At 69.9% G+C, this 26,930-nt stretch carries 28 protein-coding genes and 1 pseudogene; 13 read left to right on the forward strand and 16 right to left on the reverse strand.

Translation table 11 applies throughout. The features are described 5' to 3' along the window. Window positions 1-205: 205 nt before the first annotated feature. The gene (locus QFZ64_RS18955) at window positions 206-418 is read left to right on the forward strand and encodes a twin-arginine translocase TatA/TatE family subunit (RefSeq protein ID WP_307067314.1); all 213 of its coding nucleotides are present in this window, start codon (window positions 206-208) and stop codon (window positions 416-418) included. Here QFZ64_RS18955 and QFZ64_RS18960 read toward each other — a convergent pair. The 3 genes from QFZ64_RS18960 to QFZ64_RS18970 form a co-directional block, all read right to left on the reverse strand. Further along, complete coding sequence (locus QFZ64_RS18960) at window positions 387-1,331, reverse strand: hypothetical protein (protein ID WP_307067316.1); 945 nt, start codon at window positions 1,329-1,331, stop codon at window positions 387-389. The genes QFZ64_RS18955 and QFZ64_RS18960 overlap by 32 nt on opposite strands. A 277-nt stretch (window positions 1,332-1,608) precedes the next feature. Beyond that, complete coding sequence (locus QFZ64_RS18965) at window positions 1,609-1,731, reverse strand: DUF397 domain-containing protein (RefSeq protein WP_307067318.1); 123 nt, start codon at window positions 1,729-1,731, stop codon at window positions 1,609-1,611. Continuing rightward, window positions 1,688-2,602, reverse strand: a complete 915-nt coding sequence (locus QFZ64_RS18970; protein WP_307071758.1) for a helix-turn-helix transcriptional regulator — start codon at window positions 2,600-2,602, stop codon at window positions 1,688-1,690. Before QFZ64_RS18970 ends, QFZ64_RS18965 begins: the two co-directional genes overlap by 44 nt. A 147-nt stretch (window positions 2,603-2,749) precedes the next feature. Here QFZ64_RS18970 and QFZ64_RS18975 point away from each other — a divergent pair, with 147 nt between their 5' ends. Beyond that, window positions 2,750-3,379, forward strand: a complete 630-nt coding sequence (locus tag QFZ64_RS18975; RefSeq protein ID WP_307067320.1) for an ATP-binding protein — start codon at window positions 2,750-2,752, stop codon at window positions 3,377-3,379. On the opposite strand, the gene QFZ64_RS18980 is transcribed toward QFZ64_RS18975, so the two are convergent. Continuing rightward, on the reverse strand, window positions 3,295-4,914 hold the full coding sequence (locus tag QFZ64_RS18980) for an ATP-binding cassette domain-containing protein (RefSeq protein ID WP_307067322.1): 1,620 nt from the start codon (window positions 4,912-4,914) through the stop codon (window positions 3,295-3,297). The genes QFZ64_RS18975 and QFZ64_RS18980 overlap by 85 nt on opposite strands. A 148-nt stretch (window positions 4,915-5,062) precedes the next feature. On the opposite strand from QFZ64_RS18980, the gene QFZ64_RS18985 reads away from it, so the two are divergent. Genes QFZ64_RS18985 through QFZ64_RS18995 form a run of 3 tightly spaced genes read left to right on the forward strand, consistent with a single transcriptional unit; the run spans window position 5,063 to window position 7,612 of the window. Next, window positions 5,063-5,977 (forward strand): NADP-dependent oxidoreductase, encoded by a 915-nt coding sequence (locus tag QFZ64_RS18985; RefSeq protein WP_307071759.1) that lies wholly within the window; start codon window positions 5,063-5,065, stop codon window positions 5,975-5,977. A 48-nt stretch (window positions 5,978-6,025) separates the two neighbouring features. Next, a complete protein-coding gene (locus QFZ64_RS18990; protein ID WP_307067323.1) occupies window positions 6,026-7,126 on the forward strand; it encodes an alkene reductase in 1,101 nt (366 codons plus the stop codon). A 9-nt stretch (window positions 7,127-7,135) separates the two neighbouring features. Then, window positions 7,136-7,612, forward strand: coding sequence for a MarR family winged helix-turn-helix transcriptional regulator (locus QFZ64_RS18995; protein ID WP_307067325.1), 477 nt, complete (start codon window positions 7,136-7,138; stop codon window positions 7,610-7,612). A gap of 58 nt (window positions 7,613-7,670) precedes the next feature. Here the strand turns inward: QFZ64_RS18995 and QFZ64_RS19000 are convergent, their stop codons facing one another. From QFZ64_RS19000 to QFZ64_RS19010, 3 genes are all read right to left on the reverse strand, one after another. Then, a complete protein-coding gene (locus QFZ64_RS19000; protein WP_307067327.1) occupies window positions 7,671-8,444 on the reverse strand; it encodes an ABC transporter ATP-binding protein in 774 nt (257 codons plus the stop codon). Window positions 8,445-8,451: 7 nt separating this feature from the next. Next, on the reverse strand, window positions 8,452-9,843 hold the full coding sequence (locus QFZ64_RS19005; protein WP_307067329.1) for an ABC transporter permease: 1,392 nt from the start codon (window positions 9,841-9,843) through the stop codon (window positions 8,452-8,454). A gap of 84 nt (window positions 9,844-9,927) precedes the next feature. Then, complete coding sequence (locus tag QFZ64_RS19010) at window positions 9,928-11,247, reverse strand: ABC transporter permease (protein ID WP_307067331.1); 1,320 nt, start codon at window positions 11,245-11,247, stop codon at window positions 9,928-9,930. 132 nt (window positions 11,248-11,379) lie between these two features. Here QFZ64_RS19010 and QFZ64_RS19015 point away from each other — a divergent pair, with 132 nt between their 5' ends. Further along, window positions 11,380-12,042, forward strand: coding sequence for a response regulator transcription factor (locus tag QFZ64_RS19015; protein ID WP_307067332.1), 663 nt, complete (start codon window positions 11,380-11,382; stop codon window positions 12,040-12,042). Further along, window positions 12,033-13,382 (forward strand): HAMP domain-containing sensor histidine kinase, encoded by a 1,350-nt coding sequence (locus QFZ64_RS19020; RefSeq protein WP_307067334.1) that lies wholly within the window; start codon window positions 12,033-12,035, stop codon window positions 13,380-13,382. The genes QFZ64_RS19015 and QFZ64_RS19020 overlap by 10 nt, the downstream gene beginning before the upstream one ends. 28 nt (window positions 13,383-13,410) lie before the next feature. Here QFZ64_RS19020 and QFZ64_RS19025 read toward each other — a convergent pair whose 3' ends face one another. Genes QFZ64_RS19025 through QFZ64_RS19035 form a run of 3 tightly spaced genes read right to left on the reverse strand, consistent with a single transcriptional unit; the run spans window position 13,411 to window position 17,410 of the window. Continuing rightward, the gene (locus QFZ64_RS19025) at window positions 13,411-14,388 is read right to left on the reverse strand and encodes a hypothetical protein (RefSeq protein WP_307067336.1); all 978 of its coding nucleotides are present in this window, start codon (window positions 14,386-14,388) and stop codon (window positions 13,411-13,413) included. Continuing rightward, window positions 14,385-15,638 (reverse strand): hypothetical protein, encoded by a 1,254-nt coding sequence (locus tag QFZ64_RS19030; RefSeq protein ID WP_307067339.1) that lies wholly within the window; start codon window positions 15,636-15,638, stop codon window positions 14,385-14,387. Before QFZ64_RS19030 ends, QFZ64_RS19025 begins: the two co-directional genes overlap by 4 nt. Then, window positions 15,635-17,410, reverse strand: coding sequence for a phosphotransferase (locus QFZ64_RS19035; RefSeq protein ID WP_307067340.1), 1,776 nt, complete (start codon window positions 17,408-17,410; stop codon window positions 15,635-15,637). Before QFZ64_RS19035 ends, QFZ64_RS19030 begins: the two co-directional genes overlap by 4 nt. Window positions 17,411-17,687: 277 nt before the next feature. On the opposite strand from QFZ64_RS19035, the gene QFZ64_RS19040 reads away from it, so the two are divergent. Then, window positions 17,688-18,155 (forward strand): hypothetical protein, encoded by a 468-nt coding sequence (locus tag QFZ64_RS19040; RefSeq protein WP_307067341.1) that lies wholly within the window; start codon window positions 17,688-17,690, stop codon window positions 18,153-18,155. Between the two features lie 99 nt (window positions 18,156-18,254). Here the strand turns inward: QFZ64_RS19040 and QFZ64_RS19045 are convergent. Together QFZ64_RS19045 and QFZ64_RS19050 are read right to left on the reverse strand one after the other, a co-directional pair. After that, window positions 18,255-18,734 (reverse strand): annotated as a pseudogene (locus tag QFZ64_RS19045) (diadenosine tetraphosphate hydrolase). 45 nt (window positions 18,735-18,779) lie between these two features. Further along, window positions 18,780-19,181 (reverse strand): RidA family protein, encoded by a 402-nt coding sequence (locus QFZ64_RS19050; RefSeq protein WP_307067343.1) that lies wholly within the window; start codon window positions 19,179-19,181, stop codon window positions 18,780-18,782. 125 nt (window positions 19,182-19,306) lie between these two features. On the opposite strand from QFZ64_RS19050, the gene QFZ64_RS19055 reads away from it, so the two are divergent. From QFZ64_RS19055 to QFZ64_RS19065, 3 genes are all read left to right on the forward strand, one after another. Then, a complete protein-coding gene (locus tag QFZ64_RS19055; RefSeq protein WP_307067346.1) occupies window positions 19,307-19,690 on the forward strand; it encodes a helix-turn-helix domain-containing protein in 384 nt (127 codons plus the stop codon). 130 nt (window positions 19,691-19,820) lie between these two features. After that, window positions 19,821-20,015, forward strand: coding sequence for a hypothetical protein (locus QFZ64_RS19060; RefSeq protein WP_307067348.1), 195 nt, complete (start codon window positions 19,821-19,823; stop codon window positions 20,013-20,015). A 402-nt stretch (window positions 20,016-20,417) separates the two neighbouring features. Next, window positions 20,418-21,191 (forward strand): hypothetical protein, encoded by a 774-nt coding sequence (locus QFZ64_RS19065; RefSeq protein WP_307067350.1) that lies wholly within the window; start codon window positions 20,418-20,420, stop codon window positions 21,189-21,191. Between the two features lie 576 nt (window positions 21,192-21,767). On the opposite strand, the gene QFZ64_RS19070 is transcribed toward QFZ64_RS19065, so the two are convergent. After that, a complete protein-coding gene (locus QFZ64_RS19070; RefSeq protein WP_307067352.1) occupies window positions 21,768-22,016 on the reverse strand; it encodes a hypothetical protein in 249 nt (82 codons plus the stop codon). Window positions 22,017-22,321: 305 nt separating this feature from the next. On the opposite strand from QFZ64_RS19070, the gene QFZ64_RS19075 reads away from it, so the two are divergent. After that, entirely contained in the window at window positions 22,322-23,479 is a 1,158-nt protein-coding gene (locus QFZ64_RS19075; protein ID WP_307067354.1) for a hypothetical protein, read from the forward strand. A 328-nt stretch (window positions 23,480-23,807) separates the two neighbouring features. Here the strand turns inward: QFZ64_RS19075 and QFZ64_RS19080 are convergent, their stop codons facing one another. From QFZ64_RS19080 to QFZ64_RS19090, 3 genes are all read right to left on the reverse strand, one after another. Further along, entirely contained in the window at window positions 23,808-24,146 is a 339-nt protein-coding gene (locus QFZ64_RS19080; RefSeq protein ID WP_167795644.1) for a hypothetical protein, read from the reverse strand. A 609-nt stretch (window positions 24,147-24,755) separates the two neighbouring features. Beyond that, on the reverse strand, window positions 24,756-25,220 hold the full coding sequence (locus QFZ64_RS19085; protein WP_307067356.1) for a hypothetical protein: 465 nt from the start codon (window positions 25,218-25,220) through the stop codon (window positions 24,756-24,758). A 229-nt stretch (window positions 25,221-25,449) separates the two neighbouring features. Further along, on the reverse strand, window positions 25,450-25,851 hold the full coding sequence (locus tag QFZ64_RS19090) for a hypothetical protein (RefSeq protein ID WP_307067359.1): 402 nt from the start codon (window positions 25,849-25,851) through the stop codon (window positions 25,450-25,452). A gap of 266 nt (window positions 25,852-26,117) precedes the next feature. Here QFZ64_RS19090 and QFZ64_RS19095 point away from each other — a divergent pair, with 266 nt between their 5' ends. Further along, window positions 26,118-26,741 carry a DUF6000 family protein gene (locus QFZ64_RS19095; RefSeq protein ID WP_307067361.1) on the forward strand — a complete coding sequence of 208 codons (624 nt, stop codon included), beginning with the start codon at window positions 26,118-26,120 and terminating at the stop codon, window positions 26,739-26,741. Window positions 26,742-26,930 lie beyond the last annotated feature (189 nt).

Raw genomic sequence — 26,930 nt, forward strand, 5'->3', positions numbered from 1 at the left:
CCCGTTGATCCCGTCGGTCCGGTGGGACCCCTCCCGTACGTTCCGTCGCCGCTCGCCACGAGGGGAAAGACTGCCTCAGTCGGGCGCCCGGTTCCAGGGGCGGGGGCCGGCCGGTCCGCCCTTGCCGTCGGCGCGTGCGTCGGCGACACTTCGACGGGACCGGCCGGAGGCGGCCGGTCGAGGGCGCGACGGAACGGGAGCCACGATGTTCGGCCTGAGCGAGCTGGTCGTGATCCTCCTGGTGGTGATCGCCGTCGTCGCCTTCAAGAAGCTCCCGGAGCTGACGCGTTCGGCCGGGAAGGCGACGCGGATCTTCCAGACCGAGTCGAAGGCCCTGCGCGACGAGGACCCGGAGGGCGCTCCCCGCACCATCCCCGGCACGGTCGTCAACCGCGACGAGCAGCGGCCCCGGACCTGACACCGCCCCCGGCACCGGAACCAGACGGCGACGCCCAGCCGGTACAGGCCGCACGCAACGCCTGCTTCTTGTCGCAGCCGGGGCAGCACCCCTTGTGGGGGCTGCGGAACGCGCGGTCGCAGTCGTCGCAGTTCTGGAGGGGGTGAACGGTGAGGGAGGGGGCGGCCTCGGTGCGGGGGACGGGCGGGGGCGCGGGGAGCGGGGTGTCGCGGAGACGGTAGGCGAGGATGCCGGCCGGGCGGCCGAGGAAGGCGTCGGGGAGCCGGGTGGTGAGCAGATCGGTGATCCGTACGGGACTGAGGCCCGCCGCCAGCCACGCACCGACCGCCGGGGCGAGCCGGGCGGCCTCCCGCTCGGAGAGCACGAGCCGGGGGTCGACCCGGCGCAGCCGCACCAGCACGTCGACGGCACGGGGATCGGCGTCGGCGAGGGGGGAGACGGCGGGGGGCGGGGGCTGGACCGAGGGGAGTCGGGGCGTGGGAGCTTCCGGTGCGGCGGGCGCCCCGCGTCGCGCCCGGCCCCGGAGCGGCTTCGGCGGGCCCTTTGGATCGGGCGGCCCGGCACCCCCGGGAACGTCGTAGAAGTAGGTCCGCGTACGGATCTGTCCCCCAGGCACCCGCTCCCGCCGCCGCTCCAGGAACCCGGCGGCTTCGAGCTCCCGCAGCGCCCGGGAGATCAGGATCTCGCCCTCGTCGAAGTGTGCGCACAGCGCGGCGATGGTGACGGGGTGCCCGTCGGGCAGGGAGGAGATGTACGCCGCGACCCCGACGGTGACGGCGCTGCCACGCCGCTGCACGAGGGCGTTGGACAGGACGGTGAAGTCGGCGGTGAGCCGGGTACGGACGTGGATCACACCGGAGGTCGGAGCTCCGGCCTGGGCGCGCGGCAGCGCGTTAGACTCGGGTACAGCCATCGGGAAGTGGTTCCTTCCTGATCGGTCAGGCCCTCGCATGTGGGATGCCAGTCCCGGCGAGGGCCGCCGTATGTGTGCGGTTGTCGCGGCGAACGTAACCGCCCGATTCCCGCCGCTGCAAGCCGGTCACCCGGACGAGTGACAGTGCCCGGCGAGGCCGGGAGGGTGGGCGGGCGGGGAGTTCTGTTCCTGGTTCTTACAGGAGGTCAGCGGCCCACCGGGCCCTCGCGCACAAGGACCCGGTGACCCCGCCCCACGGACGCCGACCGGGACCCGGTCAGCCCCTGGCCGCACCTATGAACGCGCTCCAGGCGCCCGCCCCGAAGACGAGCACGGGCCCACCCGGAACCTTGCTGTCACGCACGGGAACGACGCGGGGGAATCCGTCCGCCACCTCCACGCAGTTGCCACCCTCCTGGTTGCTGTAACTGCTCCTGCGCCAGGCGGCGGCGCACAGATCGGGGCGGGACTTTCGCTCCATGATGGTGGTCCTCCCTCACGGATCGGATCATGTCGAGCGACATGAGGGGCGGCAGCGCTGCCGCCCGCAGCCGATCGTAAGTCAGTGCCAACTCGGTGACGTCGGTCGGTTCTTCGACGAATCGGCCGTGGTGCGCTCCCTCGGTGTAGGCGACGCGGGAGCCGTCCGGCATCGTGAGGAGCGTCAGCGAGCCGCCCATCATGTCGTGCTCGCCCTGGTTGAAGGGCAGCACCTGCACGGTGAGCCGGCGCTCCGACGCAGCCGCGAGAAGTGCCTCCAACTGCGCGCACATCACCGCACGTCCACCCACCGGGCGCCGTAGCACCGCTTCGTCCAGTACCACCCACAGCTCCGGACGGTCATTGCCGACCAGGCGTTCCTGCCGCCCCATGCGGGCGGTGAGTCTCTCCTCCAACTGCTCCGGGCCGTGCAGCGTCAGCCCCACTCGGAGCACGGCACGGGCGTACTCCTCGGTCTGCACAAGGCCCGGCATCACGGAGGCCGCGTACTCCTGGATCGACACCGCCCGCTCCGCGTGCGCCATGAACGCCCGTGACCAGTCCGGGAACGCCTCCCGGTGGACGTAGGGCCACAGGTCGACCAACAACTCGTCCGCGCCGAGGGCGGAGTCGAGGGCGCGGGCGAGGTCCCGCGTGGGTTTCGCGCCGGACGCGCGCTCGATCTGGGTGATCCGGGTGGCGACCACGTGCACCATGCTGCCCAGCTCGGCCTGGGTCAGCCCGGCCGCGAGGCGCAGTCTGCGCACCCGGGAGCCGAACATCGCCGCCATCGACGCACTGGGGTCAATTCCGTTGGCCAAGACGTCACTTCCGTCCCTTGCGAGCCTTTACGAACCGAAAGGTAAGGCTCTGTCACCTTCCTGAGGGTAGGACTGTGCGTCCACTCTTGTGTACGGAACGTGAGGACGCGTGCGGCCATGACGCCGCACCATCAGGAACGGAGCGGACGGACCGTGCTGACAGAAGTGACGACGCCGGACGAGGAACCGCGCACGGGCACCGGACTTCCCGTGCCCGCCGAACAGTTCGCCGACGTGCCCGTACTCGCGGAGCGGTACGCGGCCACGCCCCGGGGCGCGCGGCTCGCCAGGCGTCGGGCGGTGCGGTGGATGGAGGAGCGGGGCCACCCGTCGGCGTCGGACGCGTCGTGCGCCGTCGCGCTGGTGGTGGGGGAGCTCGCGGCCAATGCCGTACGGCACGGGCGGGTCCCGGGCCGGGACTTCGGCCTGCGGCTGGCGATGGACGAAGCGGCCGGGCTGGTCCGCGTCGAGGTCGCGGACGCGGACTCCGCGCACCGGCCTCCGGCCGTCCCGCCCGCGGCGGGCCCCGAGGACGAGTCGGGGCGGGGCCTGCTCCTCGTGGACGTGCTGGCGACCCGGTGGGGGTCCGCGCCGCGCGAGCCCGTCGGGAAGACCGTCTGGGCGGAGGTCCCGGCGGTCCCCGTGGCGGACGGACCCGACGCCTACCGGCGCCGGGCCACCCGCCCCTCGTCCCACACCGGTTCCCGCGTCTCGCGTACGTGGCCGTCCGCGCCGAACAGCAGGTAGCGGTCGAAGCTCTTGGCGAACCAGCGGTCGTGGGTGACCGCGAGCACCGTGCCCTCGTACGCGCTGAGCCCCGCCTGCAACGCCTCCGCGCTCTCCAGGTCGAGGTTGTCCGTGGGCTCGTCGAGGAACAGGGCGGTGGTGCCGCGCAGTTCGAGCAGCAGGATCTGGAAACGAGCCTGCTGGCCGCCGGACAGCCGGTCGAACGGCTGCTCGGCCTGCGCGGTCAGCTCGTACCGCCGCAGCGCGGACGCCGCTCTGCCCCGGTCGAGCGCGTGTTCCTTCCACAGGATGTCGAGCAGCGTGCGGCCGACGAGCTCCGGGTGGGCGTGCGTCTGCGCGAAGTGTCCGGGCGCGACGCGCGCGCCCAGCGTCCACTCCCCGGAGTGTTCGACGCGCTCCCCCGCCAGCAGCCGCAGGAAGTGCGACTTCCCGGAGCCGTTTGAGCCGAGGACGGCGACCCGTTCGCCGTAGAAGACCTCCAGGTCGAAGGGTTTCATCAGGCCGGTGAGGAGGAGCCCGCGGCAGGTGATCGCGCGCACCCCCGTACGACCGCCGCCCAGTCGCATGGTGATCTTCTGCGGTCGTGGCGGCTGCGGCGGCGGTCCGGCCTCCTCGAACTTGCGCAGCCGGGTCTGGGCCGCCTGGTAGCGGGAGGCCATGCCGTCGCTGCGGGCGGCGTACTGCCTTAGGTCCAGCACCAGTTGCCGGAGCTGCGCGTGCTTCTCGTCCCAGCGCCTGCGCAGTTCGTCGAACCGTTCGAACCGCCGCTCGCGTGCCTCGTGGTACGTTGCGAAGCCCCCGCCGTGCACCCAGACGTCGCTGCCGCCCGGCGCCGGCTCCACGCTGACGATCCGCTCCGCCGCGCGGGCCAGCAGTTCGCGGTCGTGGCTGACGAACAGCACGGTCTTGGCGGTCTCGCGCAGCTTCTCCTCCAGCCACCGCTTGCCCGGCACGTCCAGGTAGTTGTCGGGCTCGTCGAGCAGGAGCACCTGGTCGGGACCGCGCAGCAGCACCTCCAGGCACAGCCGTTTCTGTTCGCCGCCCGACAGCGTGCGTACCTCGCGCCAGCGGGCGCGTTCGTAGGGGACTCCGAGCGCGGCGGTGGTGCACCTGTCCCACAGGTTCTCCGCCTCGTAACCGCCCGCCTCGCCCCAGTCGCTCAGCGCCTGCGCGTACGCGAGCTGCGCGGCCTCGTCGTCCTGCTCCATGAGCCGCAGCTCGGCCGCGTCGACGGCGGCCGCGGCCCTGCGTACGCGCTCCTGGGAGACGGCGAGCAGCAGGTCCCGTACGGACCTGTCGTCCGTGACGGAGCCGATGAACTGCGGCATCACGCCGAGCCCGCCGCTGACGGTGACCGTGCCGCCGTGCGGCGTCAGCTCCCCGGCGATCAGCCGCTGCAACGTCGTCTTCCCGGCGCCGTTCGCCCCGACCAGGGCGACGACGGAACCCTCGGCGACCTTGAACGAGACGTCTCCGAACAGGATGCGACCGTCGGGGAGGTAGTACTCGAGGTGCGCTGCTTCGACGTGGCCCATGAACGGTGGAGCGTACGCGCACCCCTCGCCGGGGCGCACCGCAAATTAATACTTGGCCAGCCACATAATCGGTGCTACTTTTAAGTGGTCGGCCACATAAATGGGTGGCCGGCACGGGAGCACCATCGGCATGAGCGAGGACACTGACATGAAGGCCATCGTTTTCGACGAGTTCGGCGGCACCGAGGTCCTGCACCGGACGGAGGTGGAGACCCCCGAGCCGGGCGCCGGCCAGGTCCGCGTGCGGATCCGGGCGATCGGCGTCAACCCGGTGGACGGCAAGATCCGCTCCGGCGGCATGGAGGCCGTCTTCCCGACGACCCTCCCGGCGATCCCCGGCGGCGAGATCGCCGGAGTGGTCGACGCGCTCGGCGAGGGCGTCGAGGGCCTGGCGGTCGGCGACGAGGTGCTGGGCTGGTCCGACACCGGCTCCTACGCCGAGTACGCCCTGGCCACCCCCGACCACCTCGCACCGAAGCCGGCCGGCCTCGACTGGGAGCACGCGGTCACCCTGCCGGTCGCGAGCGACGGCGCCGAGCGGGTGCTGGACGTGCTGGGCGTCAAGGAGGGCGAGACCGTACTGATGCACGGTGCGGCGGGCGCGATGGGCACGCTGGCCGTGCAGCTCGCCACCGCCCGCGGCGCCCGTGTCGTCGGCACGGCGGGACCGGCCAACCAGGAGTACCTGACCGGCCTGGGCGCCACGGCGACGACGTACGGCGAGGGGCTGCTGGAGCGCGTGCGCGCACTGGCGCCCGAGGGTGTGGACGCCGTGTTCGACCTCGCGGGCAAGGGCGCGCTGGAGGACTCCATCACCCTGCTCGGCGGCACGGAGCGCGTCGTCACGACCGCCGACTTCCGCGCGGCTTCGCTGGGCGTCCACTTCGAGTCCGGCCCGCAGCGCCGCTCGGCCGCGCGGCTCGCGGAACTGGCCCGGCAGGCGGCCGACGGCACGCTGGTCACGACGGTCGGCACCAGCCTCCCGCTCGCTCAGGCCGCCGAGGCGCACCGTGTCATCGACGCCGGCCACGGCCGCGGCAAGGTCGTCCTCACCGTCGCCTGATCCCTTTCGCCCGGTTCGTACAGAATTTTCGACAAGGAGAGGTCCCCCATGTCCGACGCTTCCCTGCACGCCCTGTGGTCCCCGGCCACCGTCGGTGCCATGAACCTGCCGCACCGGCTGGCAATGGCCCCGATGACCCGCGACCGCTCCACCCCCGAGGGCGTCCCGACCGAGCTCAACGCGGAGTACTACGCCCAGCGGGCCTCGCACGCCCTCGTCATCACGGAGGGCACGCAGCCCTCCGCCGACGGGCAGGGCTACCTGCTGACCCCCGGGCTGCACACCGAGGAGCAGGTCGCGGGCTGGCGCAAGGTCGCCGACGCCGTCCACGCGGCGGACGGACGGCTCGTCGTCCAGCTCATGCACACCGGACGCATCGCGCACCCCGACAACACCCCGCACGGCCGGCAGCCGGTGGCACCGTCCGCGGTCCGCCCGGCCGGCGTGATGTTCACGGCCACCGGCCCGCAGGAGATGCCCGAGCCGAGGGAACTGACGGCCGACGAAGTGGCCGCCACGGTCGACGACTTCCGGCGGGCCGCGGCCAACGCGGTGGCCGCCGGTGCCGACGCCGTGGAGATCCACGGCGCCAACGGCTACCTGATCCAGCAGTTCCTGGCGACCAACACCAACCACCGCACGGACCGCTACGGCGGCTCCGTCGAGGGCCGCATCCGCTTCGCGGTCGAGGTCGCCACGGCGGTGGCCGAGGAGATCGGCCCCGACCGCACCGGCATCCGGCTCTCGCCGGGCAACCCGTACAACGACATCACCGAGGCGGACACCGCCGAGCTGTACCCGGCCCTGGTCCGCGCCCTGGCCCCGCTGAACCTGGCGTACCTGCACCTGATCCACGGCGGTGACGAGGAACTGCTCGACCGCCTGCGGGAGGTGTGGCCGACCGCCCTGCTCCTCAACCGCGCGGGCGCCGACCTGCCGGCCCGCGCCGCGGACATCGCCGCCGGCCGCGCGGACGTGGTGACGGTGGGCGCCCTGGCCCTCGCCAACCCCGACCTGCCCGAACGAGTACGCTCCGGAGCGCCGCTGAACACCCCCGACCCGGCGACGTTCTACGGCGGCGACGCGGCGGGGTACACCGACTACCCCACTCTCTCCACTCTCCCCGTCCCTTCCACCCCGTCGGCTTGAGGAGCAGCGATGACCGACCCCGCACAGTCCACCCGGGAGGCACTCGACCGGGAGGGCCCGGGCGCGGTCCGTCAGGGCCGGCTGAGCTACGCGGTGTTCGAGCTCGGCCGGACCCATCGGAGCAGGGCGGCCGCCCTGCTCCGGGGGATGAACCTGCACCCCGGCCAGGAGCTGCTGCTCATGCAGCTCTTCGACCGGGACGGCCAGACCCAGTCCGAACTCCTCGAAGCCGTCGGCCTGGACCACTCCACCGTCTCCAAGTCCCTGCGCCGCATGCAGGAGGCGGGCCTCCTCACCCGCCGCCCCGCCGACCACGACCGCCGCGTCATGATCGTCCACCTCACGCCGGAGGGCCGCGCCCTGGAGGCCCCGATCACGGGAATGTGGCGCACGCTGGAGGAGGCGTCGGCGAAAAGCCTGACCCCCGAGGAGATCGAAACGTTCATCACCCTCGCCCGGAAGATCCAGGCGTCGGTCGATTCCTGAGGGGGCGGCCGGTGCCCGAGGCCCCGGTGAGCCGGTCGGTGCCCGAGGCCCTGGTGGGTCAGTCGGTTCCTGAGGTCCCGGTGGGCCGGTCGCCCACCGGGGCCTTCGTGTCGACCCGCTCCGTGAGCCGCCCCCGGCGCAGGGTGAGGACACGGTCGGACCTCGCGGCCAGCCGCGCGGAGTGGGTGACGACGACCACGCACTTGCCCTGCTCGTGCGCGAGGTCGCGGAAGATGTCGACGATGCCCTGTGCGGTGTCCTCGTCGAGGTTTCCGGTGGGCTCGTCGGCGAGCAGGATGTCGACGTCGCAGGCGAGGGCGCGGGCGATGGCGACCCGCTGCTGCTGACCGCCGGAGAGCCGCCGCACATTGCGGGTGGCCGTCGTCCTGTCGAGGCCGATCGAGTCCAGGAGCCGCAGTGCGTGGGCCCGGCGGCTGCCCGTCGGGGGAGCGGCGCCGGTGATCTCCATGGCGGCGGTGACGTTCTGCAGGGCGGTCATGTAGGTGAGCAGGTTGAACTGCTGGAAGATCGTCGCCGCGTGCTTGTTGCGGTAGCGGGCGAGGCCCAGTTCGGTGAGGTCCCGCCCCTCGAAACTGACGGTGCCCCTGGTCGGGGTGTCCAGACCGCCGACCAGGCCGAGCAGCGTCGTCTTTCCGCTGCCGGAGGGGCCCAGGACGGTGTAGAACGTGCCGCGCTCGAAGACGTGATCGATGCCCTTGAGGACCGTGGTCCTGCGGCGCCCCCCGGAGTAGGTGTGGCTGACGTCGGCCAGGCGCAGGAGGGGCGGGGCGGCGGTGGCAGCGGCGGACGCGGTGGCGGTGGCGCTGGTCATGGCGGGGTCACTGGCCCTTCGTGAGAATGGAGCGGGGGCTGAGGCGCAGCACGGCGGAGGCCGGGAGCGCGGTGGCGAGCAGGCCGATGCCGAGGCCGAGGACGCCCACGGTGGTGAGGTCGGCGGCATCCAGCCGTACGGTGATCCTGCCGATGGGGTCGGCGTTCTCGACGGGCCTGTCGTCCGGGTCGATGCCCTCGCCGAGTCCGGTGCTGCCGGGGCGCGGGGGCTGCCAGGAGTCGAGCTTGTGCCGGGCCGCCGTGGCCTCCCTGCCGAGCAGCGACTGACCGGCGCTCTGGGTCAGCGTCGGGGCGCACAGCGCACTCACACCGAGGGCGACGGCGGCGACCAGGACGATCTCCAGCGCCTGCTGGGCGATCAGCCTGCCCTTGCGTTCGCCCATCGCGAGCAGCACCCCGTACTCCGTGCGACGCTGCTTGACGGCGAGGTTGACCAGGAGGACCAGGACGGCCGCGCCGGCCAGGCCCATCAGCCACATGGCCACGGTGGCCGTGGAGCGGATGCTGTTCAGCGGGCCCGTCATCTGCCGGACGGCCTTGTCGTTGACGTCCAGGGTGAAGCCGTCGAGTCGCGCGCCCGCGAGCCGCTTCGCCCGGGCCTCGAACGCGGCCTCGTCGTCGGCGTCGCGGAGGAGGAAGGTCGCCTTGCCCACCTGCGGGTGCCCGCTCTCCTTCTGCCCCTCGGGGTCGAGGGCGGAGATGCCGCCCACCGTTGCGTACAGCATGTCGGCCGGGCTGACGCCGTACTCGGGTTCGGGTTCGGTGCTGGGCCGGGGGTCGCGGTAGACGCCGGCCACGGTGAAGTCGGCCGTGGTCCTCTCGTCGTTCCCGGTCAGCGGCAACCGGTCGCCGACCTCGAGACCGTTCTTCCTCGCCAGCCGCTCCTCGATCAGGACGCGCTTGGCGTTCTTGTCGGCGGCCGTGAGGTGCCGGCCGGACAGCAGGGTGAACCTGCCGCTGCGGAAGTCGGGCAGCAGCGAGGAGTCCAGCACGCCCACGCTCGCGGTGCCGCCGGGACCCATGGGGTCCTTGGCGCCGCCCCCGACCAGCTCGTACCGGCCCTTGAGGAGGGCGCGGTCCCATGTCGAGTACGTGTACTTCCGCACCTGGGGGAGTGCGCCGAGGGCGTCGACGGTCGTGGCGTCGATGCGCGGCGCCTGGAGCCCGCCCGAGGGGCCGGCCAACGAGCCCAGATCGACGTCGAGTTGTACCTCGGCGCCGACGGAGCGCCTGGCCGACTGCTCGGCCCGGGCCGTCGCGTCGTCGATCAGAATGCCGGCCAGCACCATCACGGAGATGACGAGGAAGGCCGCGAGGGTGAGCAGGGTACGGCCCCTGCGGGCCCACAGGCTGAGCCCTGCGCGCTTGACGAAGTTCATGGTGGGTGCCGGCTCTCCGAGTCCGTGTCGGCGGATGGGTGAAACGGTGTGCGGTGGTTTGTGCGGTGGTCTTCTCGGGTCGCGCTAGTCGCTGTCGACGAGGAGGGAGCGGGGGTGCAGCCGGAGGATCCCGATGCCCGGGACGACGGTGGCGACGAGGGAGATCCCCAGCCCGATGCCGGCGACCTTGCCGACGTCGGCCGGCCCGACCCGCACCGTCGGCGGGGCGGCGACGGGCCCGCTGTCGGTGCCTTCGCCGGTGCTGTGGGTGTCGTCGCGGTGGTCGAGGAAGGTGTCGGCCGCGCGCTGTCCGGCGAACACGCCGGCCAGCGTGGCGAGCGCGACGGCGGGCAGCGCCACCGCCGCGACCTCCACGGCGTGCTGGCCGACGAGCTTCCACTTCTTCTCGCCCAACGACAGCAGCACGCCGAGCTCACCGCGCCGCTCGCGGATCTGCAGCGTCACGAGCAGGCTCAGGATCAACGCCCCGGCCAGGGCGATCACTTGGACGATCAGCCGCGCGAACGCGCCGACCCGCTGGATCGGGCGGACCTGGTCCCGGTACGCCTTGTCGTTGACCGTGAAGTCGAAGCCGCCCGTGCCGAGGACGCACTCGGCCTCGGCGTGCAGTCGCTCGGCCCGGTCCGGTGAGCCGATCCGGTAGACGGCCCGGTCGACCGTCGCCGTGCCGGTACCGAGCCTGCGCGCCGTGGCCATCGGCACGTACAGCAGATTGCCGGGCAACTCCTGCGGCGGCACCCGGCGCGCCGGGTCGTCCGCCGGATCCCGGAAGACGCCGACGATCCGCAACGTCGCCGTGCGCGTTCCGTCCGCCGACCGCATCCGGACGGTGTCGCCCACCGCGAGGTGGTTCCGCCCGGCCAGGCGCCGCTCGATCACCGCGACGTCCGCGTCGTCGGGGGTGATGCCACGCCCGGAGGTGATCCTCGTCGAGCCGTACGAGAACGGCAGCAGCAGACCCAAGTCACGCACCCCGTGCACGGCCAGTGAGCCGCCCTCTCGCTGCCCGCCGGCGTCCCCGGCGCCACGGGTGTCGGACTCACCGTCGCGCCGTGAGTCACGGGTGCCGCCGGGCTTCGGCGCCCTCGACGTCAGCGGTGCGAACCCACGCGGTACGGCCCGTGCGGGAAGCTCCGACGTGTAGCGGTGCACCAGGCCCGGGACGTCGAGCCGGTCCGCGAGGTCCGCGGTGAGCCCCTTTTTGCCGACGGTCACGTCGACGCCCACGGCCCGCTGTGCGTCGGCCTGCTGCCGGGCGGAGGCGCCCTGCAACAGGAAGCCGCCGAGGAGCAGGGTGCAGATCACGACGAAGACCCCCAGCAGGGCGGCCGTCCTCGATCTCCTGCCCCCCAGGCTCAGCCCGGCGCGTTTGACGAAGTTCATGTCCACGACCACGACCGAAGCAGCCCGCTGTTTGCACCCCGATAAGCGTGTTGCGGCGGCATAAGGACAGGCCGGGCCACCCCGCCGCGTCTCCTTATCCGGATGCGAACACGCTGCTGGTCTGATGACCGCATGAGAGTGCTGGTAGCCGAGGACCATCGCGTGCTCGCCCGAACCGTCGCCACCGGGCTGCGCCGCCGGGCGATGGCCGTCGACATCGCCCGGACCGGCGACGAGGCCGAGCGGATGTGCCTGCACACCGCCTACGACGTGATCGTCCTCGACCGCGACCTCCCGGTGATGAGCGGCGACGAGGTGTGCAGACGGCTGCGCGACCTCGACGACGCGCCGCGCATCCTGATGGTGACCGCGGCCGGCGAGCTCACCGACAAGGTCTACGGCCTCGACGCCCTCGGCGCGGACGACTACCTGGCGAAACCCTTCGACTTCGACGAACTCGTGGCCCGCGTACGCGCGTTGAGCCGCCGCGCACCCAAACCGCCACTGGTCCTGCTGCGCCGAGGCCCCCTCATCCTGGACGCGACACGGCACGAGGCGTCCGTGGACGGCAGAGCGCTGGACCTGACCCCGAAGGAGTTCGCGGTCCTGCACCTGCTGCTCGCCGCCGACGGGACGCCCGTGCACCACGACGAGCTGGTCCGCACCGTCTGGGACGAGAACCTCGACCCCCGCACCAGTGCGGTCCGCGCGACCGTCAGCCGGCTGCGCGGGAAACTCGGCGACCCCGGCCTCATCGTCGCCGACAAGGGAGAGGGGTACCGGCTGTGCGACTGAATCCGCGTGCCGCGCTGCCGCACGCCCGCGCCGCGCTGCTGAGCCCGCGCGCCACGCTGCGCCGACTGCCGTTCCGTACCCGCCTGGCCGCCGCCATCTGCACGCTCTTCCTGGCCGCCGGCATCGCCCTGCTCACCTTCGTGGTGCTGCTCGCCCGCCACGGAACGGACCAGCAGGTACAGGGAATGGCGATCGCCCGGTCCGACCACGGCCCCACCGACCCCCGCAGCCCCTTCACCTCCGTACCCGTCCCTCCCGACGCCGCCCGGCCGAACCCCACCACCCCGCGGCCGAACCCCACCACCCCGCGATCGAACCCCGTCACTCCGCGCCCGGTCGGCGTCGCCACACGGCCGGTCGGCGTCGTCCCACGGCCGTACGACGTCGCCGAGGTCTGGAAGATCGACCAGAGCGTACGCGCCGTCCAGGAGACCGCGCTGCGCCAGATGGTGCTCTGGTCGGCCGTCGGCCTCCTGGTGATGGCCGTACTCGCCGGACTGCTCGGCTGGTGGCTCGCCGGACGGGCACTGCGCCCTGTCGTCTCCATGACCGAGGCCGCCCGCCGGATCAGCGAACAGAACCTGCACCAACGCCTCGCGCTCGACGGTCCCCCCGACGAACTCCACCTGCTCGCCGACACCTTCGACACCATGCTCGACCGCCTGGAGAAGTCCTTCGAGAGCCGGCGCCGCTTCGTCGCCAACGCCTCCCACGAACTGAAGACGCCCCTGGCGGTTCAGCGCACCAGCCTCCAGGTCGGCCTCGCCGACCCGCTGCCGGACGGTCTCGCCGAGGTCCGCGAGGACCTTCTCGACGCCAACCGGGAGGCCGAACAGCTCATCGACGCACTCCTCCTGCTGGCGCGCAGCGACCGCGGCCTCACCCGCACCGCACGCGTGGACCTCGCGGCCACCGCCCGCCGCGTCACCACGCGACTCGCCGCGCAGGCCACCCGACGCGGCCTACGCCTCGACCTGGACGTCACACCGGAGGGCGCCGCCGACACCCCACCGCTCGTCCACGGCGACCCCGTCCTGCTCAGCCACCTGCTGACGAACCTGGTCCACAACGCCGTCCAGTACAACCACCCCGGCGGCCACGTCCGCGTCCGCCTGGGTACCCGCACCGTGACCGTCACCAACACGGGCCCCGACATACCCCCCGAGCGGATCCCCGACCTGTTCGAACCCTTCCAACGCCTCGGCCCGTCCCGCACCGCCACCACCGGCCACGGCCTCGGCCTCTCCATCGCCCACTCCATAGCCGAGGCCCACCACGCCACCCTCACCGCCCGCCCCGGCCCCGAGGGCGGCCTCGTGGTCACCGTCCGCTTCCCCTGAGAACCGACCGGCCCGCGGCCCCCCGCCTTCAGTGGACGAACGCCGACTCGGGTGTCTCCCGGGACACGTATCCGAGGTCCGCCACGAACCGCGAGGCGGGGAAAGGCGCATCACGTGCCAGGACGTCCGACACGAACTGGTACTCGTCGATCTCCAGCAGCCGCTGCCGAGCGTTCTCCACATTCTTGAGGTACCAGGGCACGACCTGACCCCTGATCCAGGAGGAATGGCATACCTTCTCATTGTTCAGCGGGAAAACGACCGGTGCGATGAAACGGTCCCTGATAAACCTGGTAATGCCCAGAAGTCCGGCACCGTCCAATGTCGGACCACTCGCGGCACGGCGGTCGAGGAAGTCGCGCAGCAGCGCGTCGAACAGGGTGTGGAAATCCTCTCGGTACTCGTCGACCTGCGGTTTTCCGGAACCGTGGAACCTCCCGGCCGTCCGCTCGCACAGGTCGTACCATCGTTTCTCGCGGAGGGAGAATCCCAGCCGCTCCTCCACCTCCCGGGGAATGACCCGGGGATGCAGATTGAGCCCTGTCACCGCGAAGAGGATGTCCTCGATCGCGCCGGTGAGGGCATCGGCCATGAGGACGGTCCCGCCCTCGCGCGAAAGGGCCGACGCGGCCTTCTCGTGGATGCCGCGCAGGTCGCGCAGGTCGCGCTGGTCGACCCCGCGGTCGTCGGCGAAGTAGTCGGCGACATTGGCGGCCTGGTCGAAGTTGCCGCGTTCGGCGTTGTGGGCGAAGGGCCATCTGTTCAGGTCGTGCAGCCAGACCAGCCTCTGTACCCGGCCGAGGTCTTCCGCGCCAGTGAGGTCACACATCAACCGCGCCGCCAGCGCCACGCGTTCGACATGCCACAAGCGGGCGAAAACCGAGAGCCGTGGGTCGTCCTCCTCCCCGTACACGGTGACGAAACCGGTGATGCGGCTGAGTCGTCCGACGCGTGTGTCCATCCCGCTCCACAGCGACGGGAGTGCTTTCGCGATGAGTTTGTTCATTTGGGCACCATACTTTCGATGGGGGTTCCCGAACCGTCCTGTGCGTGTCGCCCCGCCGCGGTGGGCCATCCGCTCTCCCAAGCCCGCTGCCATACGATCGAGCGAGCGGCGACGACGAATGTGCCGCGTAGGGCGTGCAATAGCGTGTTGTAGTCGAATTCCGGAACCGCGGCATCGACATGGATATGTTTCCTCGCCTCGTCGACCAGCACATGGTCCTCACCGATCCCCAGGAAGCGCGCGATCCTCGCCCGCAGTGCGGCGGGACCGCCCAGGAGGCCGTCGCCCGCCACCGGCGCGTCCGGCGCGCACAGCCGACGCTGCCACGCCGGACACGAACACGGGGTGCACCGGTCGGCGAAGACTGTGGGGTTCCACGTCCCCAACTGCTCCCGGGCCGAGCGGACGAGGGCAAGGGCGCAGGAACTGTGCCGGTACAGCGGGTACTCCGTCCGTCGCCCCGCGCGGACCGCCTGGCCCCAGCGCTCGCGGTCGAAGACCTCCGTCGCGCCCTCTCCGGCTCGCATGGTCTCAGCCAGATGCGTCCGCAGCCGCGCATCGTCCTGTGGCACTCCCGGTCCGAGTCTCAGGCCGTTCAGGACCGAACAACGCATGCCCGACGCGTGGAGGGACTCGACGACCGTCTCCAAAGACGCCGGATCGGGCAGGAGTTCACGCACGAACGGCCGCCAGAAGTGGACGGCGTGCTGGTTCCTCGACGCGCTCACCAGCCGGGCGTTGGCCAGGGTCTCCTCCAGCCGTGCGGTTCGGCCCGCTTCCAGCGGGATCCCCGCGGTGCGGGCGAGCGACTGGCTGAAGAACCACACCACGGGCCAGCCGATGGCGTCGATCTCGGCGATCGTGTCCTCTCGCAGCACCGCCTTGGTGATGAGCACCATGGTGCGGGGCGGGATGCGCCGCGACAGTTCCCGGAGAACCTCGATCGTCGCCCGGCGGTTCTCCGGGCTCATCATCATGTCGGTGTGGTTCCCGAGACACAGCGGGGTGGGATCGTCCAGCGGATCCATCACCTCGGCACGCCGGCCGTTCAGATACCGATCGACCTCGTCGGCCAGGTCCCGCGGGGAGACCCGGGCGACAGGCTTGGTGGCGCGCAGGCCGAGGACGCCGAGGTAGCAGTAGGCGCAGTCCGCGGGGCAGCCGACCACGGGATCGAGGGTGATCCAGGTGTCGTGCTCGGCGATGAGCGGCGGCACGGAGCCCTGGAGGCGCGCGGCGGCCGGAGTCACGGCCACAGTTTCAGGAACGCGCCGCGAAGCGTCTCGTACCGTTCCGTCTTCGCCCTGGTGTCCTCCACCGAGTCCGAGTGCCTCCAGTGGAAGGCGAACGTCTCCTCGATCAGGCTTCTGCTGTGGAGCCCGGAGACGTCGAACTGCAACTCGAACGAGTCGAAGAGCAGCTTCTGGCGCTTGATGCGCGGTGTTCTGAAGTAGGGCTCGTAGAACGATGTCTCCTCCGTGATCAGCACGGTGGCGCCCACCGCGAACCGGCACAGTCGCAGCTCGATCAGCGAACCGAACTCCCGGCGCAGGAGAGTGAAGCCGTCCAGACTCTCCTCGGTCTTCCTGAGCAGGGTGGGATCGGGTACGTAGGGGCCGTCGTCGTGCTCCATGTAGGACATGGAGAGACCGAGATACTCCGGCATGTACGGGCTGCACACGGCGACCTGCAAGCTGCCCCCCGCGGCGAGGAGATCCCGGATCTCCCCGGTGAACTGGCCCCGCGGTGACAGGTAGGACTGCCCGGTCTCGGCGAGCAGCCGAACGGTCGAGATGCGGGTGGCCGCGTCCACCAGCGCGGCCTTCTTCGAGGCGTTGCGCAGTTGGTTCACCACACGCTCCGATCCGCGGGTCGGTACGAAGGCAGCCCGGCACCGCAGCGCGGAGGCGAGCACCTGCGGCGCCGTCGAGATGCGCGGGTGAGTCTCCCCGTCCCCGGACAGACGTCGGCGAAGCGCGCAGATGAGATACATCAGGGACGCGGCGTCCGGTTCGTCGTGCCCCATGGCGGCGCCGGCGGTCCATCGTGTGCGCTTGAGACACTCCCGCAGAAGGAACCAGCGGTACATCATCGTGGCCCCGGGCCGTGCCATCTGGGGCAGGGACTGGTACATCATCCGCCGCCACTGGGTGATGCACTTGATCTGACGGTTGTTCTCGGTCGTCGCGCCTTCACCCAGGCTGACCTCGTCCCGCAGCAGGTGCGCGGTCGCGTCGAGCAGCTGCGTGTGGTCCAGGGCCTGGTCCCCGTCGACCCTCGAGGTGGTACGGAAGAGCAGATCGATCTCGAACCGTGCGAAATCCTCGAACACATGGCCGCGACGCCCGTTGCCGTAGTCGATGAAGTGCACTTCGGAGTGGACGGAGTCCACCAGGACGTTGGCGAACCTCACGTCCCCGTGCAGCAGTCGGTCGTCGTGCACGGGAGCGACCCGGATGGAGGCGATGCTCTCCTCCCACCACTCGCGGAATCCGGCGAGTTCCGGCAGGTCGGGGCAGAAGGAGCGCGCCGTGTTGAGAGCGGCGAGTATGCCCATGTCCCAGCGGAGAGGAGGCAGGTACCTCAGCAGGGGCTGAGCGGCCGCCGACGGGCGGACAGTCGTACTCGCCGCCAGGTTCAGGGCGACGATGCGCAGACATTCGCGCAACGTCGACTCGGACGGGGACTCGTCCCGGTTCGGGCTCCACAGGTACGTCCTGATGAGCTCGGCGAAGTCACCGAAATTGCCGATCTCCGCGAACGTCTTCCCGCCTATGTACGGGTACACCACCACGGACCACAGTTCCGACCGCGCCTCGACCTCCACCTCCACCGGTCCGAACGTCTCGTCGAGGCCGCGCTCGGTCAGCCAGGGGTCGCCGCCGGTGTACTCCGCCCGGTTCTCGCGCTCGGCGAGCATGTGCTCCTGCGGCCCGGCCTTCAGGACGAGTGGGTCGAGGTGCTCGGTCCACACCAGCGCCACGAGGGACCCGGTGTAACCACCGGGAAGCAGGCGTGCCACCGGTTCACTCCCGGGAGCCGGGCCCGACAGCGCGCTGACACATCCGATGAGGCGGCGGATGTCACCGCTGGAAAGGTGCGCATGATGACCGACGATCTGCAACGAGCCCCCCGGTTACAGAACCACACCCGCCGAACGACGGAGTGGGGCCCGAGATGGCGGTCGGCCCCGATTTCCCACGATACGCGCGCGCTGACGCACTGTCAGTAGAATTGCGTATACGTGTGGTTGACGCGGTAATCGTCCGTCTGCGGATCACCCGTGCTTGACTCGGGAAATGGAGTCCTTGATAGCCGCGGCCATCGCCATCCTGGGAACACTGGCGGGATCCGTGGTCAACCACATGCTCCAGAGCCGCTCCACGGTCCGCACCGAGGCCTACGCACGTGCCGAACGCCTTCGGGAGCAGCGGCTCGCCGCGTACGGCGACTTCGCCAGAGTCATCATGGAGTACCGACGGGCGGAATTCGTACGGTGGGACCGCGCGAACCAGCAACGGCCGGAGTCCGCACTCCAGGAAGCGCGGACGGAGAGCTACCGGCTCCGGGGCGAAGCGTGGTACGCGCTGTATCGCATCGGCTTCCTCTCCGACGACTCACGACTGGTCGAGGCGGCAGAGGTTCTGGTGGGCAGGACGGCGGAACTCCACCACGCCGTCACCGAGGAGGACCTGCGCGCACGGGGCGCGCGGGTACGGGAGGAACTGCGGCGGTTCGTCGAACTCGGATCCGGTCAGGTGCGATGACATGTGCGAGGCCGGCGGGCGGCCGGTGCACGGCACCGCTGTGCTCGCCCGCGCGGCGGAGGACCGGTCGGGCACCTGACCGGTCGGGCACCTGACCGGTCAGGTGCCCGACCGGAGCCGGTCTGGTTCGCTGCCGATCGCCTCCCGCAGCACGTCGTGGTGCGGCCCGAGGGCGAACCGCTCGTCGCTCCACCGTCCGCGCGGACGGAGCCACACCGGCTTGTCCCTCACACCGGCCGGTTCCTATGCGAACCGTGGCCGGATGTGCGCGTGCAGGAACGGGTCCGTGTTCCCGAGGATCTCCAGGTTCACCCGGCGGAAAGCCGGGTCCAACCGCCGACAGGCACGCTCGACCGCCTCGCCCAGCCTGTCCATGTCCGACAGGAACGACAGCCGCTTCGCCCTCGGCAGGTCCGACAGCCGCCGCACACCCGGCTCGTCCACGAGCAGGACCGAGTAGCCCGGCAGGAACTGCACGTCCCCGATCACCTCGAACCCCGACGCCGGCCGTCGCAGCACGGTCGGATTCTCGCCCCGCAGCGCCGCCCCGATCCGATCGGTGCGCCGGCCGTCAGACATGGGCGAAACCTACATGCGCCGCCCCCGGCCCAGTTCCTGGAGACTTCACGCGGGCAACCGCATGTCGACGACGGCACTGATCTCCACCACCTGACCGGGCACGGCCAGCTCGGATACCCCGAGAACCGTGCTGGCCGGGCGGTGGTCGCCGAAGTACCTCAGATTGCCCTCCGACACCGCGGCGGCGTGCTGCCGCAGACCCACCATGTACACGGTCTGCGAGACGACCTGGTTGCGGGTGGCGCCGTAGTGGCCGAGGACCTTGTCCATGTTGGCGTAGGTCTGTTCGAGCTGTCCGGCGAAGTCGCCCGCGTGGAGGAACTCGCCCGCCTCGTCGAACGCGACCTGCCCGGAGACGTGGATCAGCTCACCGGACCTGATCGCCTGCGCGTAGCCGAAGTCGCTCTCGGCGGGGATGTCATAGGTGAAGACATGGTTGTCGGCCACAGTGCTCGTCCTCCATTGAGTCGCCAGTGGGCCGCTCACGACCCACTCTCTTGTAGTTACTCGGGAACTGTAGGAGAGTGAGCGCTGACCTGGAAGAACGCACTTTTTTGTGACTGGGGAACCCAATGGTGACCAAGCAACTGCTCAAAGGCCTGCCCGAGGACGCCGACCTGCGACGCGCGGACTCCCTGGCCCGGGAGATCTTCTCGGACGTCGCCAACAAGTGGGCGCTCCTGATCATCGAGGCACTCGACGAGCGCACCCTGCGCTTCAGCGAACTGCGGAACGAGGTGGAGGGCATCAGCCACAAGATGCTCACCCAGAACCTGCGCATGCTGGAGCGCAACGGTCTGGTCGACCGCAGGGTGTACCCCACCGTGCCCCCACGCGTCGAATACACCCTCACCGAGCCGGGCCGTGGCCTGCGCGTCGCGGTCGACGCCCTCTGCGGCTGGACCCACCAGCACCTCACCCACATCGAACACGCCCGGGACAGCTTCGAGGCTTGAGGAAAGCTCAAGGGGCGTGCGCACAAGCGGTCTTGACGCCCCACGTATCGTGGATATGAACGCATCAACGCCCGTATCCACCGGACTGCGAACCGGACGGGCCGAGCGGGGGAAGAAAGGTGCGTGCCCGATGACGGTCGGGCTCCTCTCCACGATTGTCGCCATGTTCTACGGCAGCACGGTCTCCGTCCTCGCACTGACCGCCACCTTCTCCGGCCGCCGCACACTACGCCGGGAAGCACGCCGCACCCTCGCCGTCCTGGTACCGAGCAGGACGGCGGGACTACGGCAAACGGACCGCGACACAGCAGGCCCCAATGGCTGAGCGGCGCGCCGGCGTCCGGGAGAGGAGCTGCGGGAACGGATCGGTTGTCGCCCGCCCTCGTCCCGGCCGGCTTCGGCCTGCGGCACTCGATCGTCCATGGCCGCACGCGCGGCGCCGTACGGTTCAGCGCACGTGCCACGGCCCGAACCGCCCCGAAGCAGCCGTCCGGCCAACTGGTCGACCGGCCACCCGACCGGTCCGAGCCGTCCTGGCCGAGTCGCGCCCTCCCTGTGACTTGTCCGGTCTGATGCCATGGCTGGAGGACCGGGGCGGGACACCGTCGGGCTGGGGGGTGCTGTGGGGACGTCCACGCGGTGGAAGGGGCCGAACGGCGCTCACTGGAGCTCCGCCGCGAGGCGACTGGCGCGCTGGCGAAAGGATTCGCACAACGCGGATCGGCGCTTGGAGGAGATCGCCGCGGACCATTTGTCTGCCCTGCATGAGACGCTTCGTGCCGACCGATCGGCTTTCGGGTTGTACGACACGGCCTGTGCGGCCGGTGAGCGGCTCGCCGGAACCTTGAGCACCCTGGCCACCGAGGGCGCGGAGTCGGCGGATGCGCTCGTCGCGCGTCTCGTACCGGAGGTCGGAGGAAACGGCGGCACGCTCGCCGACGCCGCGGTGCGCAGAGCAGTGGCCGCGGCGGTACGTGACGTCCGGGACAGGCATCCCGAGCTGGACGACGCCATGGGCGCGGGTGCCTGGGGCGGCGGTTTCGCCTGGGACCTCCTGTGCGACCTCTACCAGGTGTTCTTCGCCGACATGGTGGGTGAGTTCCTCCGGTCCGTGGTCGCCGAACACGTGAAGCTGTCCGCGCCGACGCTTGCGGCCGATGCGGAAGGCAGGATCGCCGACCGGGTCGCGGAGAAGGTGGTGGACCTGGTGCCGAATCCCTGCGAGGAGTTCGCCGCAGCGGCGGAACCCGCACAGGCCGCGGACACCGCGCAGTCAGCGGTGGGAGCCGTGCGGGATCCGGCTGCCGCGTTGCCCGGGATCGCCAAGTCGCTGGTACCGCGGGCCGTCGGAAAGGTGCTGGCGCGCACTACAGCGATGGCTGCTCGGCCGGTACACCCTCACGGATGTCCTCACCGATACGCCGCTGCCCCCGGACGTGGACCCGGTGGATGCCTTCGGCTTGATCGGACGCGGGCGGAAGAAGCTGGAGCGGCTGCTTAGGATCGCGGCTGTCGCAGGGACCGCCGGGGCCGCTTGAACGTCGGCGTGAACCTCGCATGCCCCACGCCGTCACCGGGCCCAGCACGCCGCGACACGCGGGAACCGGTAGTCACACAAATAGACACACACATAGCCGATCGCCCGGGCTACTCACGTGAGTAGCCCGGGCGATCCGGTGTCTCTCTGTCGGGGTGGCGGGATTTGAACCCACGACCTCTTCGTCCCGACTCTCGGCTGGGAGGTCATTGAAGTCTGGCGGGCTGGTCAGTTGGCCATCGACGGTTGTTGGCAGCCAGCTGAGGTCACGTTGGTTGCTGTACTTCGCTGCTGTACCGCAACAGCGTCGGGCCTTCGGCTCCCGTCAACATGCCTAGGGTCGGCATGACACGCGTCGGTCGGCGGCGACTTCCCCTCGTGCCGGCCCGTTGTGGCGGGGCCAGCCCGTTCGAGCTGGGCCGGGTGGGGAAGCGACATCCACTTTAGGAGTTCGGTCCACGTGGCCTCAGGGACTCAGACGCTCGGGGCGTGCGGCCGCCGCGGGTTGCCCAGGGTTCCTGCTGTCTGCCGCCGTTGATGTCAGGCGTGGATGTCAGGACGGGGGCTCGCCGGGGTTTCAGAGATCTGTCGCGCCAACTCCTCGATCACCTGCGGGACGACATGCTGAGCGTCCTCGTCTTGCAGCGCTTCGACAAGCGCCTGATGGACTGCCGCATAGGGCTGCCCGGCGTGTGAGGCTCGGGTCCGGTCGACCGCCCGCTCGATCTTCGCCATGTGGGCTGCCACGATCGGCATCGACCTCTCGTACTCGCTGGTGTCCGTGGCCATGTACTCAGCCGCTCAGGCCGGGCCGATGAGGTCAAGGCCGACGGTGCGCCCTCAGCTTGGGAAGCTGAGGGAAACAGTGCCGATTCAATCCCTGAGCCGCATGTACGGCTGCTTCGGGGGCCTCGGCGGGCACCGGCGCTGTCACGGCCCCGCGTTCCCCGCCCCGTCTGGTGCGCTTGTGGCACGGCGGAGCTAACTCGTTGCACGCGCCGATCGCCTCGAAGTTTTGGCGTGCCTGCCAGTCGTCTTGTGGCGGTTGCTGGGGCTGGCCGTTGGCAGCTGTGGCGGCAAGGGAAGATATCGGGATGGTTGATCAGATTCCTGCGGTGCCGGTGGGGGTGCTGACTGACCCGGCGCAGGCGTTTGCGCTGGTCGGTGGTGCCGACGATGCCGAGCGGTTCACGTTCGGTGGCGCGACGGTCGTGATCGGTCCGGCGGGAACCGTGATCGTCACCGGGGCGGGTGACAGAGGCCCCAACAGGAGCGGGGTGTGGAACGCGGATGAGGTCCGTCTGTTCGGCCCGGCTCCGGCACCGGTCACGGAACGACTCGCGGGGCGGACATGGAAATGGGGCGCGGTCGACGAGGGGTTGCCCGTGCACCTCATGGTCCGTGTCGAGGACGGCCTGCTGTACCTCGGTGCCGGTCGTACTGTCCAGGTTGGGACAGCCCGGCGGCCAGGCTGCACCGAGTACGAACTCACCCGCTGCGTGGTGCGGCTCGAAGTGCCCCTGAGCCGGAACCTGCTTGACCGGGTTCGTCCGCCGCTGCCTGCGGTGAATCTCCCGGGGCTGGACTGGCTCCGGCACGTGATTGGCGACCGCGCGGTGGCGCTGGAGCAGTTCGTCACAGGCTGGTACCCGGTCACCGACACTGCGGACACGCCGTCCACCAGACTGCCGTCGGCACCCATACCCGATGGTTTGAGACAGCTCTACCGGCTGGCTGTGCAGCGGCCGGCGGCTCTTGGAGTGCAGAACAGGATCTACCCCGAGTCAGCCCTGCGCACCGACGACCGTGGGGAAATGATGGTTTTCGGTGTCGAGAACCAAGGAGGATTCGTCTGGTCACTCTTGTGGACGCTCGGCGGTGGGGAGACCGATCCGACCGTTTGGTTCTGCGACGACAGTGAAAGGCCGATCGCCGAACAGGAGCCGCTCAGTGGCTTCCTCCTTCAGTTCTCACTCTTCGAGGCCGCCATGGGCGCGGACTACTTGGCGCTGCCTCGCAGCCTTGAACTCACGGCACAACAGGTTGACCAGCTCACCAAGCGGCTGGATCCGGTTCCGCTGCGCCCCTTCTGGCCTTGGGGTCCCACTCGTTTCTATGTGGCGCCGGGCCTCGTCATGCACGTCTGCGAAGCAGGCGATAACAAGTTCGAGGCGTGGGCCGGCGCCACTCACCGCAGCGCTCTGGCCCTGCTGGCTGATGCCACAGTCGAGTGGTCTCGCTTCGACGGATGACATCGCCGCGTTGCAGAGCCGCAGACAAGTCGGTGAAGTCTCAATATGGCCCGCCCTGATCGCAACGGCCCCTGATCAGGTCAGATAGCCAGGGGAAGTGGTGCTGTGCGGTGTCCACTAGCCACCGTAGTTCTCTGTGTTACCCCGACGATCGGGCGCGATTGGGGCACGGACCTCTTCGTCCCGAAGCAACTTGGGTGAGCTTCTGACCTTGGCCTGGTGGGCCTCTCAGCAGCGCTGACGGTCCACAGACGTCCGCTGTTGTCCGCCGCTGTTCGTGGGCGTTGTCACGCAGTTAGACACTCACGCAGCGGACGTGGCACGAGCTTCAGTCGCCCGCGAACCACAGGTAACTGCCTGGGGTAGCCGCGCACTCTTCCAGCATCGTTGCGAGGTCGCCCAGTGCGGCGAGCTGACGTTCATCACCGCATCGCTGCGTCAGGCCGCGGATCTCCTGGAGAGCGGCTGCGGCCTCTTGTTCGTTCATCACCGTGTCTCCGTACGGATCTACGGCAGTGAGCCTCCCCGGTACTCCAAGGAGCTGCAGCGAGCCGAGCGCATCGGCCAGCGCGTCGCCGTGCCCTTGGGAGCTCCGCAGAAGTGTCGCGCGGGACTTGCGCCAGTTACGAGCCGGCCGTGATGAGTGCAACTCCAGATCGATTCCCATACTTCATGATGCGCATGCTGTGCCGCTGGACAGCCGTCCGTGACCAACGGCCACATGTGGTCAAGGCCCTCGCTCATCGGTGTCTTCTTGCCCTGGGTGTTGTCGGGGATCTTGGTGAGCTGGGTTTTTGCTGGTGAGAAGCGGTGTCCCTGCCTACGTGATGGTCGTCGTTGGTCGTTGCCGGTCGCTGTCGAGCGCCCTCGGACGGCCCAGAGACGGCCCAGCTTCGCTGCGCTCGCCTGAGGACTGGCGCTTTCGATGGGATCGTCTGAACCTCAGCCGACGAAAGCCAGCCACGGCGGCGGGTGCGTCGACCGAGCAGGCGCGCGTGTGCCTCGCTGCACCCCACCGGCCTCAGCCACGCTGCCAATGCCGTCGACCAGAGCGGACTACGACGGCCGGGCCGCTACGACGATGCCTGAGCCATCAACTTGGGAAGCTGCGAGCCTTTGGCCGGTTTCCGCGCTGACCTGGATGAACGGTTCGCTCGGGGCCTCGACGGGTGTTGCCCCAGTCACCGTGGTTCCTCGCTGTTCCCCGCTCGATCTGGTGCGGTTGTGGTGCGGTCCGTCGGCGCTCGGAATCAGCCCAGGGGCCTGTGCACGTACCTCAAAGGTGCTGCTTCGCTGAGCCGACGAGTCGGCTGATGTTGTCACGGGTGCGTGCTCTCAGCTCGTCCAGCTCAGCCCTGGCATCCGCCTTGGGCAGGTCCGTGATGTCCGCAAGCACGTCTTCCGCGGTCCGACTCAACCGATCGTCATCCGTCAGCATCTGCACCCGGAAGAGGGCCTCTTGAGCGCTGGAGCGCAAGTCGTAGGCGCGGATGCGCACCGCGTCGGGGTCCTCCGGTGGTGGCTGCTCATGCTCACAGAACCACAGATGGACCAGGCAGCGGCGATAGTTGACCAACGCGCCGGCATAGGCGGAGTAGGCATCGAGTCGCTCCTGCCGAAGCTTCTCGCGGCGGGTGAACTGATGGCTCCTGTCGGTGGTGCGCTGCTGAAACGCCAGAGTGATCCCCGACCCGAGCAGGGTTCCAAGAACGGCTATGGCGCTGGCGATGATGGACTCCACGCGTCAAGCTGATCACGTCTCGCCGCCTTGGGTGGGCCGCTGGCCCGACTTCGGTGTCAAATCGGCGCTGCCCTCGGCGTCACTGACGCTGAGAGCATGACCTTCTGATCCGTAGCTCTGGAGAGATCGGTCATTGGAGGTCATACAGGCTGCGGGGAGGCCCTTGAGGGCCGGAGTCGTTCGCCGTCGGTTGCTGGGGTTGCTGTATTCCGTTGCTGTACAGCAGCGGCTACCAGTCCCGCCAGTCATCTGTGATCTCGGTGCGGCTGATGCCTCGCCTCGCTGCCAGAGCAGGGACATCGATGCCGTGCCCCGTCAAGACCTGATCGATGTAGAGGCACAACTCCTCGCGCTCTTCGGTCTCGAAGCCGGCGCCGTCGTGGTCCTCGTTGATCTCATTCAGGGCCAGCACGACACGCTTGATCACCTCGAAGACCTGCTCGTCGTCCTGGTTCCGGAGCGGGTCCACCTCCGACTCGAACGCCTGCAGTGCCCCGTCAGTCGCCGCCAGCAGTGACTCAGGGAAGAGGTCCGACAGGAAGGCATCGCTCGGGGCCCGTGTGCCAGCGGCGAGTTCGGTTGCCTCGCTCTCCACGCGGGCCCGCCAACGTGCTGATGGTCTGGTTGCCATGCCTGGACCGTAAGCCCAGGCTCTGACACCGGGATCACGGTGCACGCTTTCCAACTGTGGTGGTGGGGTGGCGGGCGTCGTTCGGGGGTGTTCACCTGGGTTCACGGGCGGCCCGCTCGTGGGCTGCACCCGGCTCCTGGTCCCGCCTGAACGGCCGTGAACGGGGTTGAATGAGAAGGAAACTGAGACGGACGGCCACGCAGGGCTGAGACGGCCGACCTGCCAATTTGCTGGTCTGTCGGCTTCGTCCATACGAGGATGCTGCTATGCGCCGCGCTCACGATGAGGAAGAGCCGCTCAAGCTGATCCGCCGCTACGTCACGCCCGACCGGCGGTACCTCAAACTTGGCGGCAGCCTTCTCGGGATGAGCGGACGCAACCGAACCAAGTTCCTCCGCAAGCTGGGCCAGGCTGCCGGTGAGATCAGTCCTCGTGAACTGGACACGCTGCTCGACGGAGGGTGGCGCGAGCGTAAGACGGCAGCCTGGCTCGTCGCCGTGGCCGGCAGATCCGAGTTCCGGGATCGTCTCGGCGAACTCATGCTCGCTAGTGAAGGGCCCTACGCGGGGCAGGCGTACTGCGTCGCTCTGGCCAGCTTCGGCACCCGGACCGACGCCGACTTGCTGGTCGCTTACCTCGACCGCTACCTGCGGCGCCCCGACCTCTACTACGACCAGACAGCCGTCCTCGGCGCGCTCCTGTTGCTCGACGCCAAGCTCGGTGCTGACTACGCGGCCCGGTTCCTCGCGCCTGACGGACTCTGGCAGCAGTGGATCGACGGGCCGCCGAGCAAGGACGGCGAGGTCGCCGACAGCTACCAAGAGTTCATTGGCAAGCTCTGCGCCTTCGCTGAGGAGGCTGCCAAGCACTGCCACGACAGGCTGACATGAGTCCCTCGCCGAGGGAGGTCACTACCATCGCCTAGCGCGTTGCGCCCTCAGCTTGGGAAGCTCGGGGCTCTTGACGGCTGTAGCTCCGCTGACCTGCGGCGGGATGGTGCTGGACTCCTGGTCGCACCCGGCGCGAGTTCCCGCTGCCCCCCCGTGATTCCCCGGAGGAGCTGGCATGCGAATAGCACG

The organism is Streptomyces sp. B3I8 (assembly GCF_030816915.1).
GTDB lineage: Bacteria > Actinomycetota > Actinomycetes > Streptomycetales > Streptomycetaceae > Streptomyces.